We start from the raw sequence: 17,368 nt of genomic DNA, 5'->3' as shown, positions 1-17,368 counted from the left end.
TCCGCCTCACGGGAACAGATCTTTTGGCGCTGGGGCAGGGGGGAGAGGCTGTGGCAGATGCAGAACCGGCACGGCCGGCGGCGCCCATGACGGCCGGACAGCTGGCCAAGCTCGTGGAGCAGGGCCTGCAGCTGGTGGGTGCCGGGGACCGCGAGGACCTGCGCAGGAGGCTCGGCCAGGCCATGGTCCGGCTGCAGGACCCCAGCATCAGGGTCATTGTGGTGGGGGAGTTCAAGCAGGGAAAGAGCAAGCTCATCAACGCCCTGGTGAACGCCCCGGTGTGCCCGGTGGATGACGATATTGCCACCTCGCTGCCCACCATCGTCCGCTACGGCGAGCCGGCCTCGGCCGCCGTCCTGGTCCCCACGGCGGACAACCAGGCCGGCAACCAGGCGGCCAACCCTGCGGCCAACCCTGCGGGCGACGGCGGGGACGGCAGCATCGAGCGCCGGCCCATTGAGCTGTCAGAGCTGCCGGCACTCGTCTCCGAGCAGGGCAACCCGGGAAACAGCCGGAAGCTCGCGGCCGCGGAAGTTTGCCTGCCCCGCCGCGTCCTTACCGGGGGACTGACCATCATCGACTCCCCGGGCGTGGGCGGCATGGGCTCCACCCACACGCTGACCACCCTCACCGCCCTTCCCACCGCGGATGCCATGCTGCTGGTCTCGGACGCCTCCCAGGAATACACGGAACCGGAACTGCGGTTCCTGCGCCAGGCCATGCGGATCACCCCCAGCGTTGCCGCCGTCCTCTCCAAAACGGACCTGTACCCGGACTGGCGCCGGGTTGAAGAGCTGGACAGGAACCACCTGGACCAGGTGGCACCGGACATCCCCTTGTTCCCGTTGTCCGCAGACCTCCGCCTCGAGGCCTCACGCCTCCAGGACGCCGAGCTCAACGCCGAATCAGGCTTCCCAGCCCTGGTGTCCCACCTGCGCAACGACATCGTGGGCAAGGCGCAGCGCCTCCAGCGGCGCTCCGTCAGCCAGGACCTGCTCTCCGTCACCGAAAACCTCCGCCTGTCCCTGCAGTCCGAACTGGACGCATTGGAGAACCCCGACGGCACGCCGCAGATGCTCGCAGCCCTGGAGCAGGCCAAAACGGAGGCGGACGAGCTGCGGAAGCGGTCCGCGCGCTGGCAGCTGACGCTCAGTGACGGCATCAACGATCTCATCGCCGACATGGAATACGACCTCCGCGACCGCCTGCGCAGGATCCAACGGGAAGCCGAGAATGCCATCGACCAGGGCGATCCCGGTCCTGTCTGGACGCAGTTTTCCGCGTGGCTCGAAGAGTGCGTTGCCGCGGCGGTCTCGGACACCTTTGTCTGGACCAGCGAGCGGTCGCAATGGCTGGCCGCGCAGGTGGCTGAGCACTTCGCCGCAGACGAGGTGTCACTGCCCGTCCTGCACGTGTCCGACTCCGGGGACGCCCTGGACCCGGTGGACCAGATGCCCGGGCTGGATCCCGGCCGCGTGAACCCGATCCAGAAAGTCCTCATCGGCATGCGGGGATCCTATGGCGGCGTCCTGATGTTTGGCCTCCTGACCGGGATTTTCGGGATGGCCCTGATCAATCCGCTGTCCGTGGGTGCCGGGCTGCTGCTGGGACGCAAGGCCTACCGGGAGGACAAGGAAACGCGGCTGAAGCGCCGCCAAGGCGAAGCGAAGGCGCTGGTCAGGCGCCAACTGGACGATGTCACCTTCCAGGTGGGCAAGCAGCTGAAGGACAGGCTGCGCCTGGTCCAGCGGACCATCAGGGACCACTTCACCGAGATCGCCGATGAATACCACCGGTCGCTGTCGGACTCGGTGGCAGCAGCCCAAAAGGCAGCCAACTCGTATGCCCAGGAGAAGGAAGGCCGCATCCGGGACATCAGGGCCGAGCTCAAGCGGGTGGACGCGCTGCACCGCGCGGCGGAAGCGGTGGCAGCGGAAGTTGCCGCCGCCGGAACCCGTACCGCGGCAGGGGTGGGATGACGGCGTCCACCACAGCCGGAGCGGCGGCACTGATCCGCGAAGCGCTGGAGGCCTATGCGGATGACCCGGACGCCGTCCAGGCACTGAAAGGCTACGCGCAGCGGTTGGCCGAGCCCCTGCGGATTGCCGTTGCCGGCATGGTGAAAGCAGGGAAATCAACCCTCCTGAACGCCATCATCGGCGAGGAGATAGCGCCCACTGACACCGGCGAATGCACCCGGATTGTCACCTGGTACCGGCACGGACGCACCCCCCGCATCACCCTGCACCCCACGGACGGCCTGCCCCGGAACCTCCCGTTGAAGCGCGTGGACGGGCGCCTGGTCTTCGTCCTGGACGGCGTGCGTGCGGAGGAGGTGGAGCGCCTCGACGTCGAATGGCCGTCGCCGGCGCTGAAGGCCATGACGCTGATCGACACCCCCGGCATCGCTTCCCTCTCCCAGGATGTGTCGGCACGGTCCATTCGGTTCCTGACCCCGGAGGATACGCCGTCGGAGGCTGATGCCGTGATCTACCTGATGCGGCACCTGCACGAGTCCGATATCCGGTTCCTGGAATCCTTCCGAGACATCGGGGCGGGACGCTCGGGCACCGTCAACGCCATCGCGGTGCTGTCCCGGGCCGATGAGGTGGGAGCCGGCCGCATCGACTCCCTGCTGTCCGCCGGCACCATCGCGGAACGGTACAGCCGGGACCCCAACCTACGGAAGCTGGCCCTGGGCGTTGTCCCGGTGGCAGGGCTCCTGGCGCAAAGCGCCCGCACCCTGCGCCAGGCGGACTTCGAGGCCCTCCAGCTGCTTGCCACCCTGGACCGCGCCGCGCGCGAACGGATGCTGCTTTCCGCCGACAGGTTCCGCCGCTCCGCTGAACCGGACGGACTGACGGAAGAGGCCCGGACATCACTGCTGGAGCGCTACGGGCTCTTCGGCATCCGGCTCGCCATGGTCCTGGTCCGCAACGGATTCGGGGAGCCAACAGCCCTGGCCCATGAACTCGCCCGGCGCAGCGGCCTGGACCCGCTGCTGGAGCTGCTGGACGGCCAGTTCCAGGCGAGGGCGGGGGCGCTGAAGGCCAGGACCGCGCTGGCAGCGGTGGAAGACCTCCTGGCCAGCCGGCCGCGGCAGGGAACGGAGCAGCTGGCGGCATCCCTCGAGCGGCTGCAGGCCGGCGCGCACGAATTCCGCGAGCTCCGGCTGCTGGCGGCGTTGCGGACCACAGGGGTGGAACTTGCTCCGGAACTGGCGGCGGAAGCTGAACGGCTCATCGGAGGCCAGGGCGCCGCGGCGTCACAGCGGCTGGGCGTGCCCTCCGATTCGCCTCCGGAGGTCCTGGCGGCGCAGGCCCGCCAGGTGCTGGGCCGCTGGCGCGCGGTCGCTGAAAGCCCCGTGTCTGCACGGTCCGCCGTGGAGGCCTGCCGGGTGGTGATCCGCAGCTGCGAAGGTGTGCTGGCCGATTGCACCGGCAGGACGCGGCAGCCGCAATCGGCATAGTGCGGCCGGCAAGGCAAGGACGGCGGCTCAGCCCCGCGGACGCTGACGCTTCAGCCAGGCTCCCGCGGGCGGCAGGAACAGGAGCACCAGCCCGGCGAAGGCCAGGAGAAGTTCGGCGCCCCACAGCATCACCACGTAACTGCCCGCAGCGCCGCTGGGGACCAGGAACGCGGACGCAAGGACCATGACGGGCAGATGGCCGGCCAGCAGCAGCACCAGGGCCCAGCGGCCCCAGGTCCGGCGGCCCATTACTGCGGCCAGTACAGCGGCCTCCAGCACGGTCACCAGGAGCAGGGCGCCGATGCTGCCCCAGAACACGATGTTCGCTGCGGTTCCCACCGATCCGGCGTCGCTTCCCGAGGCCATGTCCGCCACCACTCCGCGAAGCCGCTGCAGGTTGGAGTCACGGGCCACGAAGGAGCCCAGCAGGACTGCCAGCCCGGCGGCGAAGCTGAAGAGCCACAGCGACCGGGCGGTGCGGACAGTCCGCGGCACAGGGGGAGTGACCGGGATGGGCGGTGGCGCTGAGTAGGACAGGCCGGGCCTCGGTGGGGGAGCGGACAGCCGCCGCTCTTCTCCTCCGGACGGGGACGCCATGGGCGTTATTTCAGTCCGTCGGTATCGTGTTCGTCCGTGCCGCGCGGGTGCTTCCCGCCGTCCTCCTTGGCCTTGGACTCCAGCTCGTCACGCAGCTTCTTCAGCCGCTCGGCCTCGGCCTGGTTGCGGCGGCGTGCCTCCAGGTTGCGCAGGAAGTCCGGGTCGTCATCCGGGGCGGTGGGGTGCGGGTAGCTGGGCCGCGGCTGCGCAGTGCCGCGCGGCCGGCCGATCAGCAGCCACAGGACGGCGCCGAGGACGGGGAGGACGATCTGCACGATGATCCACGCGGGTTTCGAAATGCCCCGGGTCAGGCGGCCTTCAGTGCGGATCACGTCCACCAGGCCATACACAAAGATGACGAGGACTGCGACGGCCAAAGCCACACGGAAGAGCATGCCATTAAGTCTATCGTCACGACGCGCAGGGGCTGCTGGCCGGGGCGGCTAAACTTGAATAGTGGCCTTTTTGAAATACTCCCTGATCCGCCTGGCAATCTTCGTGCCCCTGTTTGTCCTGTTCGCGCTCCTGCAGGTCGGGGCGCTGATGGCGGTTATCTGCGCCGCACTCATTGCCTTTGCCATCAGCTACCTGTTCTTCCAGAAGCAGCGCGACGCCGCCTCGGCAGCCCTGCAGCACCGCTTCTCCGGGAAGGCCAAGCCGATGCGTTCCGCCGGCGAGGTCCAGGACGCCAACGCCGAGGACGCCCTGCTGGACGCCAACCCGGACATCACCATCAACAACGCCAAAGGCAGCGGCAAGAAGCGCTAGAACCCGTGGCTGAGGACCAGCCCCAGTGAGAACAGCACGCTGTAGCCGAGGTTGATCAGGCCGGTCTGCTTCAGGACCGGGATCAGGCTCTTGCGCTTGCGGCCGTTGATCATCAGCCAGGCCGGCATCAGGCAGGCCGGAATGAGCAGCAGCACGATCAGGATCCACGGCCGTCCCGGCGCCAAGATCACCACCAGCAGGATGGCTACGGCAAGCATCAGGACGTAGCTTTCGCGCGCGTGCTTGTCCCCAAGCCGCACGGCCAGGGTTTTCTTGCCGGCCTGCATGTCGGTGGGAATGTCCCGGACGTTGTTGGCCATGAGCAGTGCGGTGGCGATCAGCCCGGTGCCGATTGCGCCGATGACCGCGGACAGGCTGATGTGCCCTGCCTGGGTGAAGGTGGTGCCCAGGGTGGCCACCAGGCCGAAGAAGACGAACACGAACAGGTCGCCCAGGCCCATGTAGCCATAGGGGTTCTTGCCGCCGGTGTAGCCCCACGCGGCCATGACGCAGCCCAGGCCCACCAGGATCAGCCACCACGCCTGGGTGAGGACCACCAGGACCAGGCCGAACACCATGGCCAGGGCGAAGGCGCCGAACGCCGCCCATTTGACGTGTTCGGGCTTGGCGGCACCGGAGCCCACCAGCCGCAGCGGACCCACCCGGTCATCGTCCGTCCCGCGGATGCCGTCCGAGTAGTCGTTGGCGAAGTTCACGCCCACCTGGAGCAGGAGCGCCACCAGCGCCGCGAGGATCGCATTCGGCAGGAGGAACGAGTCCATTTCGTAGGCGGCGGCGGTGCCGATCAGCACCGGTGCGATCGCTGCCGGCAGCGTCCGGAGTCGGGCGCCTTGGATCCATTGGGCGGCTGTTGCCACGGTTAGTACCTCGTGTTGTTTCGGTAAGACGGCTGGATGGAACGTGTGCACCGGCCGCGGTGGTGCAGGTCCACTCTACTTTCCCCCGTGCCGGGAGCTGAGTTCGGCGGCCATGGCGAGCCGGTCCGGTTTTCCGTTGGGCAGCATCCGGAGGGCAGGCGCGGTGAGGACCGTTTTGGGCGCCAGCACCCCCAGCTGCCGCTGCCAGTGCTGTTGAAGCACGACGCCGGGATCCCCGGCCTCGTGCCCGGGTCCGGCTTCACCGCCGGTACCGATCCCGGCGGCACCTTGGGGTGCCAGCGCCACGTAGGCCGCCACCGCCTGGCCCCATTCCGCGGAAGGGACGCCGGCCACGAAAGCCGCTGCGACGGCGTCGGACTTTTCCAGCTGCTCCTGCACGTGGCCGGCCGAGACCTTGACGCCGCCGGTGATGATGACGTCGTCCGCCCGGCCCAGCACGGTGAGCCGGCCGTCGTCGTCAATCGTGCCGAGGTCGCTGGTGCGGTACCAGCGAACCCCGTCCTCCTCGAAGAATGTTCCGGTTTCCTCGTCCGGGGCCTCGATGTACCCGGCAGCCACGGTGTCCCCGCCCAGCAGAATCCGGCCGTCGTCCGCCACCCGGACCGAGACGCCTTCCAGGGGGTAGCCGTCGTACACGCACCCACCCGAGGTTTCCGCGGAACCGTACGTGGTGACCACCCGGACTCCGGCGTCGCGGGCGGCGTCCAGCAGGGCCGGGGATGCAGGGGCCCCGCCCAGCAGGATGGCGTTGAAACGGCGGAGCACGGCAAGCGTGTCCGGCGAAGGATCGTCCAGGAGCCGCTGGAGCTGCGTGGGAACCAGGGAAGTGAAGCGGATCTTGTCCGTGAGTTCCAGCGCGGCCGCCGTGAAGGCCTCCGGGGTGAAGCCGCCGGACATGTCCATCACCCATGGCCGGGTCCCGGCAAAGAGGGACCGCACCAGCACCTGGATGCCGGCCACGAACTGCACGGGCAGGGCCAGCAGCCACTGGCCCTCGCCCTTGAGCCGCAGCGCGGTGGCCATCGAGGATGCCGCCAGGGACTCCACGGTCAGCAGGGTTGCCTTGGGCGTGCCGGTGGAACCGGAGGTGCGGACCACGGCCACGGCGTCGTCGCAACCGGGGGTCTCCACGTGGCCCACCACCAGTTCGCCGTCCGGGCCAACGGACAGTTCGACGGCGGGGCCCTCGCCGTGGAGGGCGGCCGCGAGGGCTTTCAGGGCCGGTTCGATGTTGAGCGGGCCGCCGTGGGCGGTGCTGGGTGAGGCTTCGCTGTTCATTGCCGTCCTGCCTTAGAAGTAGTGCGGGAAGCGTGACCAGTCGGGGTCGCGTTTTTGCAGGAAGGCCTCCTTGCCCTCCACAGCCTCGTCCGTCATGTAGGCCAGCCGGGTGGCTTCACCGGCGAACACCTGCTGGCCGGCCAGGCCGTCGTCGGCAAGGTTGAACGCGAACTTCAGCATGCGGATGGCCTGCGGGGACTGCCGGGCGATGTCAGCTGCGTACTCAAGCGCCACCTCCTCCAGGCGTTCGTGGTCCACGGCCTCGTTGACCGCGCCCATGCGGACCATGTCTTCTGCGGAATATTCGCGGGCCAGGAAGAAGATCTCGCGGGCGGTCTTTTGGCCCACCTGCCTGGCCAGGAGCGCCGAGCCGTAGCCGGCGTCGAAGCTTCCCACCGTGGCGTCCGTCTGCTTGAACTTTCCGTGCTGCCGGGACGCGATGGTCAGGTCTGACACGACATGCAGCGAGTGGCCACCACCGGCTGCCCAGCCGTTGACGACGGCGATGACCACCTTGGGCATGGTGCGCATCAGGCGCTGGACTTCCAGGATGTGCAGCCTGCCGGCCCGGGCGGGGTCGATGGTTTCCTGGGTCTCGCCGTCGGCGTACCGGTAGCCGTCCCGGCCCCGGATCCGCTGGTCGCCGCCGGAGCAGAAGGAGTGGCCGCCGTCCTTGGGGGAGGGGCCGTTGCCGGTCAGCAGGACGGTGGCGACGTCCGGCGTCATCCGGGCGTGGTCCATGGCGCGGTAGAGCTCGTCCACGGTGCCGGGCCGGAACGCGTTGCGGACCTCCGGGCGGTTGAACGCGATCCGGACCGTGGGCAGGTCACGCACCCAGCCGCCCCCGGAATCCCGCTCCACCTGCCGGTGGTAGGTCATGTCCTGGAAGTCCTCGAAGCCGGAAACCACCCGCCAGCGCGTGGGATCGAAGACATCGGACACCGGGGCGGGGATCTGGTTGCTCACCGTCCAAGTCTAGTAATCGTGCTTAGCTGATGCAGAACTCGTTGCCCTCGGGGTCCGCCATGGTGTGCCAGGAATGCGGTCCCTGCCGAGCAGACCAAAGGAAGGAAGCCCCGCGTGCCTCGAGTTCGCGCCGCACCTCATCCTTGTCCCTGCCGTCCAGCCGGACGTCCCAGTGCACCCGGTTTTTCACCGTTTTTCCCTCGGGTGCGGTCTGGAACAGGATGCGCCGCTGCGGATCCTTGGCCTCGATCTCCTCCGGTGGCCGGATGGCGGCGCCGTCCTTCCACACCAGGTTTCCGCGGTGCGTCGTGGTCTGGTTTTCGGTGGCGTAGCCCTGCTCAATCATGGAGCGGATAAAGCCTGCGTCCTGCGGTTCCACCGCCCACTGCAGGGTTTCGGCCCACCAGTCGGCGAGCTCATGCGGGCTGGCGCAATCGACAACGATCTGGATGTTTAGTCCCATCCGTCCACGGTAAGGGCGGCCGGGGCGTTGCGGAAGGTCCTGTGCGCGCGCCTAGGCCTGGACGTTCTGCATCTGGTTGAACAGTTCCGGCGGGATGGCGTAAACCAGGATCACGGCCAGCAGGTTCTTGGCGGCGTGCACGAAGTAGGAAAACATGAGGTTCTTCCCGGTCCACATGTAGACGGACACCAGGGTGGCACCCATGGCCAGGTAGGGGAGCAGGGCAGTCAGGGTCAGCGCCTCCTGCCCCACGATGTGCAGCGCGGCGAACAGCACCACGGACAGGGCGCAGCAGATCCAGACGTTCACGCGCCTGGACATCTTGCCGATGAGCAGGTGGCGGAAGATGTACTCCTCCACGAACGGACCCACCACCACCAGCAAAGGCACCATGAGCCATGCGGGGACCTGCTGCATCAGCGCCTGCAGCCCGGCCTGGTTGGCGGAGGTTTGAACCTGCCCGTTCGCGGCCACCACGACGGCGGTCAGGATCATCATCGCGATCACGGCTGCCGGCACCATCAGCAGGGTGAACCAGGGCCGGGTCCGCAGCACTCTAAGGTCCCGCGCCACCACCCGGCGGGCGGCCAGGAGCGCGAGTATTCCCACGGAGGCATAGAAGAGCAGGTTCACGGCATAGGAGGCGGCTGCCGGGGACGGGGCCACCAGCCGGAGCAGGGGGGCCAACACATTGCCGGCCACCGCGAAGAACCCGGCAATGGCAACGTAGAGGCACAGCGTGGCCAGGTCCAGGGGCGAAAACCGGTACAGCTGGGGTTGCGGGGCGGGCGGTAAGCGGTGGGCTGTTGCCATGCCCCCAGCCTATCGCCGGGCGCCGGGGTGTAGTGCGCGTCACGTACCACCCCGGACCGTCTTGTAAGATGGTCAGGTCGCGTGAAGCTTCGGCAGTTCGGCCGATCCACCCTCACATCTGATGGTCCCAAGGCCTAAAGGCCGAATTTTGTGAGCTTGATCATACGAAGACCGGATGCGGCCAACCCCCAACCCACAAGGAACAGTTGTGCCTCAAAGTACCCCCACAGACCTCAAGAACAGCACGGCGCCATCCTCCGCCGTCGACCCGTCCCTCAGCGCCGAGGGCTACAGCAAGACCCTGGGGCGCCGCCACGTCACCATGATTGCCATGGGCGGCGCCATCGGCGTGGGCCTCTTCATGGGAGCCGGCGGACGCCTGGCCTCCACCGGCCCGGCCTTGATTTTCTCCTACGCCATTGCCGGCGTCATTGCCTACCTGCTCATGCGGGCCCTGGGCGAACTCATCATGTACCGCCAGACCTCCGGCTCCCTGGTGAGCTATTCGGGGGAGATGTTCGGCAAAAAGGGCGCCTACCTGTCCGGCTGGATGTACTTCATCAACTGGGGCATGACGGGCATTGCGGAGCTCATCGCCATCGGGCTGTACTTCCAGTTCTTCTTCCCCAACGTCCCCGTGGAAGCCTCGGCCATCGCGGCCCTGGCTCTGCTCGTGGCGGTCAACCTGCTGAGCGTTAAGGCGTTTGGCGAATTCGAGTTCTGGGCGTCCTGCCTCAAGGTCGGCGCCATCGTCATCTTCCTGGCCGTGGGCACCTTCATGGTGGTCACCAATGCCCAGGTGGGCACCGGGCATGCCTCGGTGGCCAACCTCTTCGCAGCCGACGGCGGCATGTTCCCCAAGGGTGCGCTGGTGATGGTCCTGGTCCTTAACGCCGTGATCTTCGCCTACAACGGCATCGAGCTGGTCGGAGTCACTGCCGGCGAGATGCAAAAGCCGGAGCGCGAAGTGCCCAAGGCGATCCGAGCCGTCGTCCTGCGCATCGTGGTGTTCTATGTCGGTTCCGTGCTGCTGCTGGCCATGCTGCTGCCGTCCGACCAGTACAAGGCCGGCACGTCGCCGTTCGTGACCGTTTTCGGCCAGATGGGCCTGGGCTGGGTGGGCGATGTGATGAACATGATCGTCATCACCGCCGCGCTGTCCTCGTGCAACTCCGGCCTGTACTCCATTGGCCGGGTCTTCCGCACCATGGCCAACAACGGCCACGCCCCGCAGTGGCTTACCAAAATGTCCAAGCGGCACGTCCCGTATGCCGCCATCCTGGCCATCGCGGCGTTCTACCTGGTGGGCATCCTGCTGAATATCTGGCTGGGCGGTTCGCACGCCTTCGACCTGGCGCTCAACAGCGCCTCGATCGGCGTGATCTTCTGCTGGGGTGCCATCTTCGCCAGCCAGATCGTGCTGCGCCGCCGCAAGGGCATCACCTCCACCCTGCCGATGCCCGGCTCGCCGTGGACCAGCTGGGCCGGACTGCTGGGCCTGCTCGCCATCACCATCCTCATCGGCTTCGACACCATGACGGACAAGGCCACCGGCGAGGTGTTCTACCTGGGCCTCTGGACCCTGGGCACGATCCCGTTCTTCGCCGTGCTCCTGTGGCTCGGCTGGCAGAAGGTCAAGAACAACGAGCCTAAGAGCGAGCTCTTCAGCTAACGCTTTCCGGACAATGTTCGACGGCGGGCCGCCCCTTCAGTGGGTGGCCCGCCGTCGGCGTTTCCACGGAGTGCCGGACAGGTCCAGCCCCTCTGCTGCTGCTTAGTCCTTCAGGTACCTGGCGAAGTGGTCCTCGATGCGCTGCCAGGCCTCCGGGGCTGACTCGGGGTCCGGCCCCACGCCCATGACCCGCATCAGCGGCCTGAGGAGAACCGGCCCGATTTCTTCGTCGTTGAGGAAGGCGTGCCCGGCGCCGGGAAACTCCTTCACGCTGTGCTCGATGCCCAACTGGTCCAGCGCAGTTTCGAGGCGCGCCGCAGCCCCCTTCAGGGACCTGTCCGCGCCGCCGTAGTTGGCCACGATAGGGCAGGAACCGCGCAGTGCGTCTTCCAGTTCCTGCTGCTGCTTGCCCGGGAGCCGGCCGTAGTTGACGGAAGCGGCGTCGAACCCGTCACGCGCCACCAGCAGGGCGAACCCGCCGCCCATGCAGAAGCCGATCACCCCGGTTTTGCCGTTGCACAGTTCAGACTCCGCGAGCCAGGTACGGGCCGTGGCGATGTCGGTGAAGGGACGCCCCGTACGGGCCGCCATGGCGCGCATGGTTCCCACCAGGCAACGCCGCGGACCGCCGTCGCTGTACAGGTCCACCGCCAGGGTGAGGTACCCGGCCCGGGCCAGCCGGTCCGCGTGCCGCCGGGTCTGGTCGTCCAGGCCGAACGCTTCATGGATCATCACGACGCCGGGAAACGGCCCCTGTCCAACAGGCACGGCGAGGTAGCCGTGCAGGGAGGGGGAGCCGCCGGCAGCCGCGCCCGCAGCGCTGAGGTCTACGTTCGTCATGGGCCAAGGCTAGCCCCCTGGAGTCCGGCCGGGCAGACTGGGGCTTGTGAGCGAACAGTGGGTGCTGCATGTGGACCTGGACCAGTTCATCGCCGCCGTCGAGGTACTGCGCCGTCCCGAGCTTGCGGGCAGGCCGGTAATCGTCGGCGGCCGGGGCGACCCCACGGAGCGGGCAGTGGTGTCCACGGCGTCCTACGAAGCACGGGCCTACGGCGTGGGGTCCGGAATGCCGCTGCGCATCGCCGCGCGGAAAGTGCCCGATGCGGTCATCCTGCCGGTGGACCACGAAGCCTACCTGGAAGCATCCGAAAAGGTGATGGCGGTCCTGCGTGCCCAGCCGGGAACCACCGTCCAGGTGCTCGGCTGGGACGAGGCGTTCGTCGGGCTTGAGACGGCCGATCCCGAAGCCTTTGCCCGCCGGCTGCAGGAGGCAGTCCTGGCGGAAACCCAGCTGCACTGCAGCGTCGGCATCGGGGACACCCTGGTCCGTGCCAAGGTCGCGACGACGTTCGGCAAGCCCGCGGGCGTTTTCCGCCTCACGCAAGGGAATTGGCTTGAGGTCATGGGGGAGCGGCCCACCATCGACCTCTGGGGTGTGGGAAAGGCGGTGTCCCGCCGGCTCGCCACCCTGGGGATCACGACCGTTGCCGAACTGGCAGCGGCGAACCCCGATGACTTGGTTCCCGAATTCGGTCCAAAAATGGGGCCCTGGTACGCGCAACTGGGACGGGGCGACGGTTCCCGGACCGTCGATGACACCCCGTGGGTGGCGCGCGGGCACAGCCGCGAAACCACTTTCCAGCGGGACCTGACCGACGGGGCGCAGATTGAGGACGCCGTCCGGGAGCTGGCTGCGCACGTCCTGGAGGATGTTGCCGCCGAAGGCAGGCCGGTGGTCGGCCTGACGTTGAAGGTCCGCTACGTTCCCTTCACCACCAGGACTTACGCGCGGAAGATCCCCGAGACATCCGATCCCGCGGTGGTGCTGGCAGAGGTGCTTGGCCTGGTCTCAAAGATCGAACCCGGCAACGCTGTCCGGCTGTTGGGTGTCCGGGCCGAGATGGCCATGCCCGAAGATTCCCGGAAGGGGCACACCCCAACCCGCAGCGGCTGGTGAACGCCATCGATTGCTGAGTAACTGCCGTTTTGAGGCCTCAAAACGGCACCTACTCAGCAATCGATGGTGGGTGGACAGCGAAATGGCGGCAGATCCATTGGATCCGCCGCCGTTTCGGGCTGTTGCAGCACGCCGTTCGCTGCGGCTGCAGCAGCAAGGACTAGTTGCGCTTGAACTCGTCCTTCACGCTTTCGCCCACCTTCTTGGCGTCTGCCTTGACCTGGTCGGCCTGGCCTTCTGCCTTCAGGTGCTCGTTGTCGGTCGCGTTGCCTGCAGCTTCCTTGGCCTTGCCGCCAAGGTCCTCTGCCGCGTTACTGATCTTGTCTCCGAGGCCCATGGTTCCGGCCTCCTTTCGTTTCCGTCGATCAACCGTGCCCTTTCACCATAAACAAAGCTTGCTTACTATTTCAAGTACCCTGTTGCAGTTGCGGCCTGCTGGCTGCACCGGCGTTAGGCTCGGCCTATGGATAAAGGACGTGGCACGGCGGCGGCCAAGGTGGCCCCGCCCCGGCCTTCCGCCGTGGAACTGCAGGATCTCGAAGAACTGCAGGATCCGGTATTCCGCCGCGGGGACCGGTACGAAAACCTGCGGTTCAACCGCGCCGCCCTGGATGGCCTTGACCTGGGTGAGGCCGTATTTGCCGAGTGCCGGTTCGATGCTGCCTCTTTCAACGACGCGCAGCTCCGCGGCACCTCGTTCCGCGACTGCATCCTGGCGGAGGCGTACGCGCCGGTCTTCCAGGGTGCCCGCAGTACCTGGCGGGACGTGGAGCTTCGCAACCCGCGCCTGGGCTCGGCCGAATTGTATGAAAGCGGCTGGCAGTCCGTCCGGATCGAAGGCGGCAAGCTGGACTACCTCAACCTCCGCGGCGCCAAGCTCGCGGACGTGCTCATCAGTGGGTGCATCATCAACGAACTGGACCTGGGGGGTGCCGGCGCCACCCGCGTGCGGTTGGAAGACTGCACCCTTGGATCACTTGACCTGACGGGTGCCAGGCTGAAGGACTTCGACATCAGGGGCACGGAGTTCCGCCGGGTCAGCGGCCTTGGCAGCCTGTCCGGGCTCGTGATCGATGAGTATCAGTTGGGGCTCCTGGCGCCGCTGATCGCTGCGCATCTTGGGGTGAGGGTCCTGTAACCGGATACGCGGCCGGGGCTGCCCGTGTACCATTTACAGAACGAACGGTCGGTAAGTGGGAAATTTCGCTGCGCCGGCCGCCGATGACAGTGCTGTTTATCGCGTGAAGGGTGTTTCCATGGCTGCAACCGCAGGTCCGCAGGCTTTCCTTGTTGGTGGGGTCCGAACGCCCGTAGGCAGGTATGGGGGCGCCTTGTCCTCCGTCCGGCCGGATGATCTTGCGGCCCTTGTGGTCCGGGAAGCCGTGGAACGCGCCGGCCTGGATCCTGAGAGCATCGACGAAGTCATCCTGGGCAACGCGAACGGCGCGGGGGAGGAAAACCGGAACGTGGCCCGCATGGCCACCCTGCTGGCCGGGCTGCCCCTGCATATTCCGGGAATCACGGTCAACCGGCTCTGCGCTTCCGGCCTCAGTGCCATCATCCAGGCCAGCCACATGATCAAGGCCGGAGCCGCTGACATCGTCATCGCCGGCGGCGTGGAGTCCATGAGCCGCGCCCCTTGGGTCCAGGAGAAGCCTACTGCTGCGTTCGCCAAGCCGGGCCAGATCTTCGACACCTCCATCGGCTGGCGGTTCACCAATCCCCACTTCCTGCACGGCGGCCTGTCCCGGGACGGCAAGATGACCTACTCCATGCCGGAAACGGCGGAGGAAGTAGCCCGGGTGGACGGCATCTCCCGTGAGGACGCTGACGCATTCGCCGTCCGGTCCCACCAGCTTGCCCTGGACGCCATCGAGGCCGGCCGGTTCAAGGACGAAATCGTGCCCGTCACGGTCAAGACCCGCAAATCAGAGACCGTGGTGGACACCGACGAGGGCCCGCGCGCCGGTACCAGCATGGACGTGCTCGCCAAGCTCAAGCCCGTGGCGCACGGCGGTTCCGTGGTGACGGCCGGGAACTCCTCGTCCCTGAATGATGGCGCCTCCGCCATCATCATCGCCTCGGAAGCAGCCATCGAGCGGCTGGGCCTTACCCCCCGTGCCCGCATCATCGACGGCGCCTCTGCCGGCTGCGAGCCCGAGATCATGGGCATCGGCCCGGTCCCCGCCACCCAGAAGGTGCTCAAGCGGAGCGGCCTGAGCGTCGGCGACCTGTCCGCCGTCGAACTCAATGAAGCCTTTGCCACGCAGTCCCTGGCCTGCATCCGCCGGCTTGGGCTGGAACCGGAGATCGTGAACCGCGACGGCGGCGCGATCGCCCTGGGTCACCCGTTGGGTTCCAGCGGGTCACGGATCGCCATCACCCTGCTGGGACGGATGGAACGCGAAGACGCGAAAATCGGCCTGGCCACCATGTGCATTGGCGTAGGCCAGGGCACGGCGATGCTGCTGGAAAAAATCTGATGGCGGCGGCGGTGGACCTGGCAGCAGAAAACTTCTCCGCGCTCCTGGTGGAGGAGCGCGAGGACCGGGTGGTGGTGCTGCTCAACCGTCCCCAGGTGAAGAACGCGATCGACCAGCAGATGGTGGACGAACTCCACACTGTCTGCGCGGCCCTGGAACAGAACCCCAAGGTACTGATCATCGCCGGCGTGGACGGGGTCTTCGCTTCCGGCGCCGATATTGCCCAGCTGCGCGAACGGCGCCGCGACGATGCACTGGAGGGCATCAACTCCACCATCTTCGTCCGGATCGCCAAGCTGCCCATGCCGGTCATCGCGGCCCTGGACGGCTACTGCCTGGGCGGCGGCGCGGAACTCGCCTACGCCGCGGACTTCCGAATCGGCACCCCCAACGTGCGGATCGGCAACCCGGAAACAGGGCTCGGAATCCTTGCGGCGGCCGGTGCCAGCTGGCGGCTGAGGGAACTCGTCGGCGAGCCGCTGGCCAAGCAGATCCTGCTGGCCGGACTGGTCCTTGGCGCCGAGGAAGCCAAAGCGGCCAACCTCATCACGGAAATCCACGATCCGGCAGAACTCCTGGAGGCTGCCCACAGCCTGGCCAGCAGGATCGGGCGGCAGGACCCGTTGGCCGTCCGCATCACCAAGTCCGTATTCCACGCCCCCGCAGAAGCGCACCCGCTGATCGACCAGCTGGCCCAGGGCATCCTCTTCGAGTCGCAGGCCAAATTCGACCGGATGCAGGCGTTTTTGGACCGCAATGCAGCGAAGAAGGCAGCCGCCTCCGCCAACCCCGCCGATGGAAAGTAGACCATGAGTAATTCATCAGTAGCCCCCGGCCTTCCCTCGTACGTGGGCGTGCTGGGCGGCGGCCGCATGGGCGCCGGCATCGCGCACGCCTTCCTCATCAAGGGCGCCAACGTGCTGGTGGTGGAACGCGACGACGTCTCCGCCGAAGCTGCCCAGGAACGGGTGGAGTCCGCAGCCTTGAAAAGCATTGAACGCGGGGCGGTGGATGCCAACTTCGAAGAACTGGTGACCCGGCTGACCGTCAGCACCGACTACGACGCGTTCAGGGACCGCCAGTTGGTGGTGGAAGCAGTGCCCGAAGACTGGGACCTGAAAGTCACCGCGTTGCGCGGCATCGAGGAACGGCTGGCAGAGGATGCCTTCATGGCGTCCAACACGTCATCGCTGTCCGTCAACGGCCTGGCCCGTGAACTGAAGCGGCCGGAGAACTTCCTGGGCCTGCACTTCTTCAACCCCGTGCCGGCATCCACCCTTATCGAGGTGGTGCTGGGGGAGCGCACGTCTCCCGAACTTGCTGATGCGGCGAAAACCTGGGTGGAGGCACTCGGCAAGACCGCCGTCGTGGTCAATGACGCCCCCGGCTTTGCCTCCTCACGCCTGGGCGTGGCCATCGCACTGGAGGCGATGCGGATGGTTGAGGAAGGAGTGGCCTCCGCTGAGGACATCGACAATGCCATGGTCCTGGGCTACAAACACCCCACCGGCCCGCTCAAAACCACGGATATTGTGGGCCTGGACGTACGCCTGGGAATCGCCGAATACCTCCACTCCACCCTTGGCGAGAGGTTTGCACCCCCGCAGATCCTCAAGGACAAAGTGGCCCGCGGTGAACTTGGCCGCAAAACCGGCAAGGGATTCTTCGACTGGCCCAGTTAGGCTGACCGCCTGGCGGAACACGGCCTAGTCGAAGAAGCCCACGATGTAGCCGATGAAGTACAGCAGGCACAGCAGGACTACGACGCCGATGATGCCGATCCACAGGAACTGGGTGCCCTTCCCGGTGCCGCGCTCCTCGTGGCCCTGAGGGCCGGCGGTGGAGGCTTCCCCCGGCGGGGTTTCGCCCGGCGGAACCCCGCCGCCAGGCTCCAGGCCGGTGATCTTGTCGTCCTCGGGATCCGGGTTGGTTCCTGACACAATAACTCCCTCGCTCGACGTCGTGGTGCTTGCCCCAGCGTAACCCGCGCGGCCGGCGGGCCT

Annotated in this window: 19 protein-coding genes; 9 read left to right on the top strand and 10 right to left on the bottom strand. The window is 67.1% G+C overall.

Annotated features, from left to right (window positions below):
- The first annotated feature begins 86 nt into the window (after nucleotides 1-86).
- A complete protein-coding gene (locus PUN51_RS03615) occupies nucleotides 87-1,979 on the top strand; it encodes a dynamin family protein (RefSeq protein WP_275179978.1) in 1,893 nt (630 codons plus the stop codon).
- Nucleotides 1,976-3,469 carry a dynamin family protein gene (locus PUN51_RS03610; protein WP_275179932.1) on the top strand — a complete coding sequence of 498 codons (1,494 nt, stop codon included), beginning with the start codon at nucleotides 1,976-1,978 and terminating at the stop codon, nucleotides 3,467-3,469. The genes PUN51_RS03615 and PUN51_RS03610 overlap by 4 nt, the downstream gene beginning before the upstream one ends.
- Before the next feature lie 27 nt (nucleotides 3,470-3,496).
- On the opposite strand, the gene PUN51_RS03605 is transcribed toward PUN51_RS03610, so the two are convergent.
- Nucleotides 3,497-4,066, bottom strand: a complete 570-nt coding sequence (locus tag PUN51_RS03605) for a hypothetical protein (RefSeq protein ID WP_275179931.1) — start codon at nucleotides 4,064-4,066, stop codon at nucleotides 3,497-3,499.
- A gap of 5 nt (nucleotides 4,067-4,071) precedes the next feature.
- Nucleotides 4,072-4,461: a PLD nuclease N-terminal domain-containing protein gene (locus tag PUN51_RS03600; RefSeq protein WP_224026973.1), complete on the bottom strand. Its 390-nt coding sequence runs from the start codon at nucleotides 4,459-4,461 to the stop codon at nucleotides 4,072-4,074.
- Between the two features lie 61 nt (nucleotides 4,462-4,522).
- Between PUN51_RS03600 and PUN51_RS03595 the strand changes: the two genes are divergently transcribed.
- Nucleotides 4,523-4,834 (top strand): DUF4229 domain-containing protein, encoded by a 312-nt coding sequence (locus PUN51_RS03595; RefSeq protein ID WP_201302388.1) that lies wholly within the window; start codon nucleotides 4,523-4,525, stop codon nucleotides 4,832-4,834.
- Here PUN51_RS03595 and PUN51_RS03590 read toward each other — a convergent pair.
- The 5 genes from PUN51_RS03590 to PUN51_RS03570 all read right to left on the bottom strand — a co-directional run bounded on the left by PUN51_RS03590 (nucleotide 4,831) and on the right by PUN51_RS03570 (nucleotide 9,253).
- On the bottom strand, nucleotides 4,831-5,712 hold the full coding sequence (locus tag PUN51_RS03590) for a 1,4-dihydroxy-2-naphthoate polyprenyltransferase (protein WP_159630854.1): 882 nt from the start codon (nucleotides 5,710-5,712) through the stop codon (nucleotides 4,831-4,833). The genes PUN51_RS03595 and PUN51_RS03590 overlap by 4 nt on opposite strands.
- A 75-nt stretch (nucleotides 5,713-5,787) precedes the next feature.
- Entirely contained in the window at nucleotides 5,788-7,011 is a 1,224-nt protein-coding gene (locus PUN51_RS03585) for an AMP-binding protein (protein ID WP_275179930.1), read from the bottom strand.
- Nucleotides 7,012-7,023: 12 nt separating this feature from the next.
- Complete coding sequence (locus PUN51_RS03580; protein ID WP_224026970.1) at nucleotides 7,024-7,977, bottom strand: 1,4-dihydroxy-2-naphthoyl-CoA synthase; 954 nt, start codon at nucleotides 7,975-7,977, stop codon at nucleotides 7,024-7,026.
- A gap of 22 nt (nucleotides 7,978-7,999) precedes the next feature.
- A complete protein-coding gene (locus PUN51_RS03575) occupies nucleotides 8,000-8,440 on the bottom strand; it encodes a VOC family protein (RefSeq protein ID WP_159630860.1) in 441 nt (146 codons plus the stop codon).
- A 51-nt stretch (nucleotides 8,441-8,491) separates the two neighbouring features.
- The gene (locus tag PUN51_RS03570; protein ID WP_275179929.1) at nucleotides 8,492-9,253 is read right to left on the bottom strand and encodes a CPBP family intramembrane glutamic endopeptidase; all 762 of its coding nucleotides are present in this window, start codon (nucleotides 9,251-9,253) and stop codon (nucleotides 8,492-8,494) included.
- A 208-nt stretch (nucleotides 9,254-9,461) separates the two neighbouring features.
- Here PUN51_RS03570 and PUN51_RS03565 point away from each other — a divergent pair, with 208 nt between their 5' ends.
- Complete coding sequence (locus PUN51_RS03565; protein ID WP_275179928.1) at nucleotides 9,462-10,925, top strand: amino acid permease; 1,464 nt, start codon at nucleotides 9,462-9,464, stop codon at nucleotides 10,923-10,925.
- Between the two features lie 102 nt (nucleotides 10,926-11,027).
- Here PUN51_RS03565 and PUN51_RS03560 read toward each other — a convergent pair whose 3' ends face one another.
- Nucleotides 11,028-11,765: a dienelactone hydrolase family protein gene (locus tag PUN51_RS03560; RefSeq protein ID WP_275179927.1), complete on the bottom strand. Its 738-nt coding sequence runs from the start codon at nucleotides 11,763-11,765 to the stop codon at nucleotides 11,028-11,030.
- Nucleotides 11,766-11,811: 46 nt separating this feature from the next.
- On the opposite strand from PUN51_RS03560, the gene PUN51_RS03555 reads away from it, so the two are divergent.
- Nucleotides 11,812-12,882: a DNA polymerase IV gene (locus tag PUN51_RS03555; protein ID WP_441296768.1), complete on the top strand. Its 1,071-nt coding sequence runs from the start codon at nucleotides 11,812-11,814 to the stop codon at nucleotides 12,880-12,882.
- 160 nt (nucleotides 12,883-13,042) lie between these two features.
- Here PUN51_RS03555 and PUN51_RS03550 read toward each other — a convergent pair whose 3' ends face one another.
- A complete protein-coding gene (locus PUN51_RS03550; RefSeq protein ID WP_275179926.1) occupies nucleotides 13,043-13,219 on the bottom strand; it encodes a CsbD family protein in 177 nt (58 codons plus the stop codon).
- A gap of 126 nt (nucleotides 13,220-13,345) precedes the next feature.
- Between PUN51_RS03550 and PUN51_RS03545 the strand changes: the two genes are divergently transcribed.
- From PUN51_RS03545 to PUN51_RS03530, 4 genes are all read left to right on the top strand, one after another.
- Nucleotides 13,346-14,020, top strand: a complete 675-nt coding sequence (locus PUN51_RS03545) for a pentapeptide repeat-containing protein (RefSeq protein WP_275179925.1) — start codon at nucleotides 13,346-13,348, stop codon at nucleotides 14,018-14,020.
- Nucleotides 14,021-14,138: 118 nt separating this feature from the next.
- Nucleotides 14,139-15,365, top strand: coding sequence for a thiolase family protein (locus tag PUN51_RS03540; protein WP_159630870.1), 1,227 nt, complete (start codon nucleotides 14,139-14,141; stop codon nucleotides 15,363-15,365).
- On the top strand, nucleotides 15,365-16,171 hold the full coding sequence (locus tag PUN51_RS03535; RefSeq protein ID WP_224026966.1) for an enoyl-CoA hydratase/isomerase family protein: 807 nt from the start codon (nucleotides 15,365-15,367) through the stop codon (nucleotides 16,169-16,171). The genes PUN51_RS03540 and PUN51_RS03535 overlap by 1 nt, the downstream gene beginning before the upstream one ends.
- A gap of 3 nt (nucleotides 16,172-16,174) precedes the next feature.
- Nucleotides 16,175-17,047, top strand: coding sequence for a 3-hydroxyacyl-CoA dehydrogenase family protein (locus PUN51_RS03530; protein ID WP_224026965.1), 873 nt, complete (start codon nucleotides 16,175-16,177; stop codon nucleotides 17,045-17,047).
- 24 nt (nucleotides 17,048-17,071) lie between these two features.
- Here the strand turns inward: PUN51_RS03530 and PUN51_RS03525 are convergent, their stop codons facing one another.
- Nucleotides 17,072-17,305: a DUF6480 family protein gene (locus PUN51_RS03525; RefSeq protein ID WP_159630874.1), complete on the bottom strand. Its 234-nt coding sequence runs from the start codon at nucleotides 17,303-17,305 to the stop codon at nucleotides 17,072-17,074.
- Nucleotides 17,306-17,368 lie beyond the last annotated feature (63 nt).

The sequence above is a fragment of the Arthrobacter sp. NQ4 genome, from assembly GCF_029077345.1.
Taxonomy (GTDB): domain Bacteria; phylum Actinomycetota; class Actinomycetes; order Actinomycetales; family Micrococcaceae; genus Arthrobacter.
The sequence above is the reverse complement of the archived record's forward strand: the minus strand, read 5'-3'. Positions and strand labels throughout refer to the sequence as shown.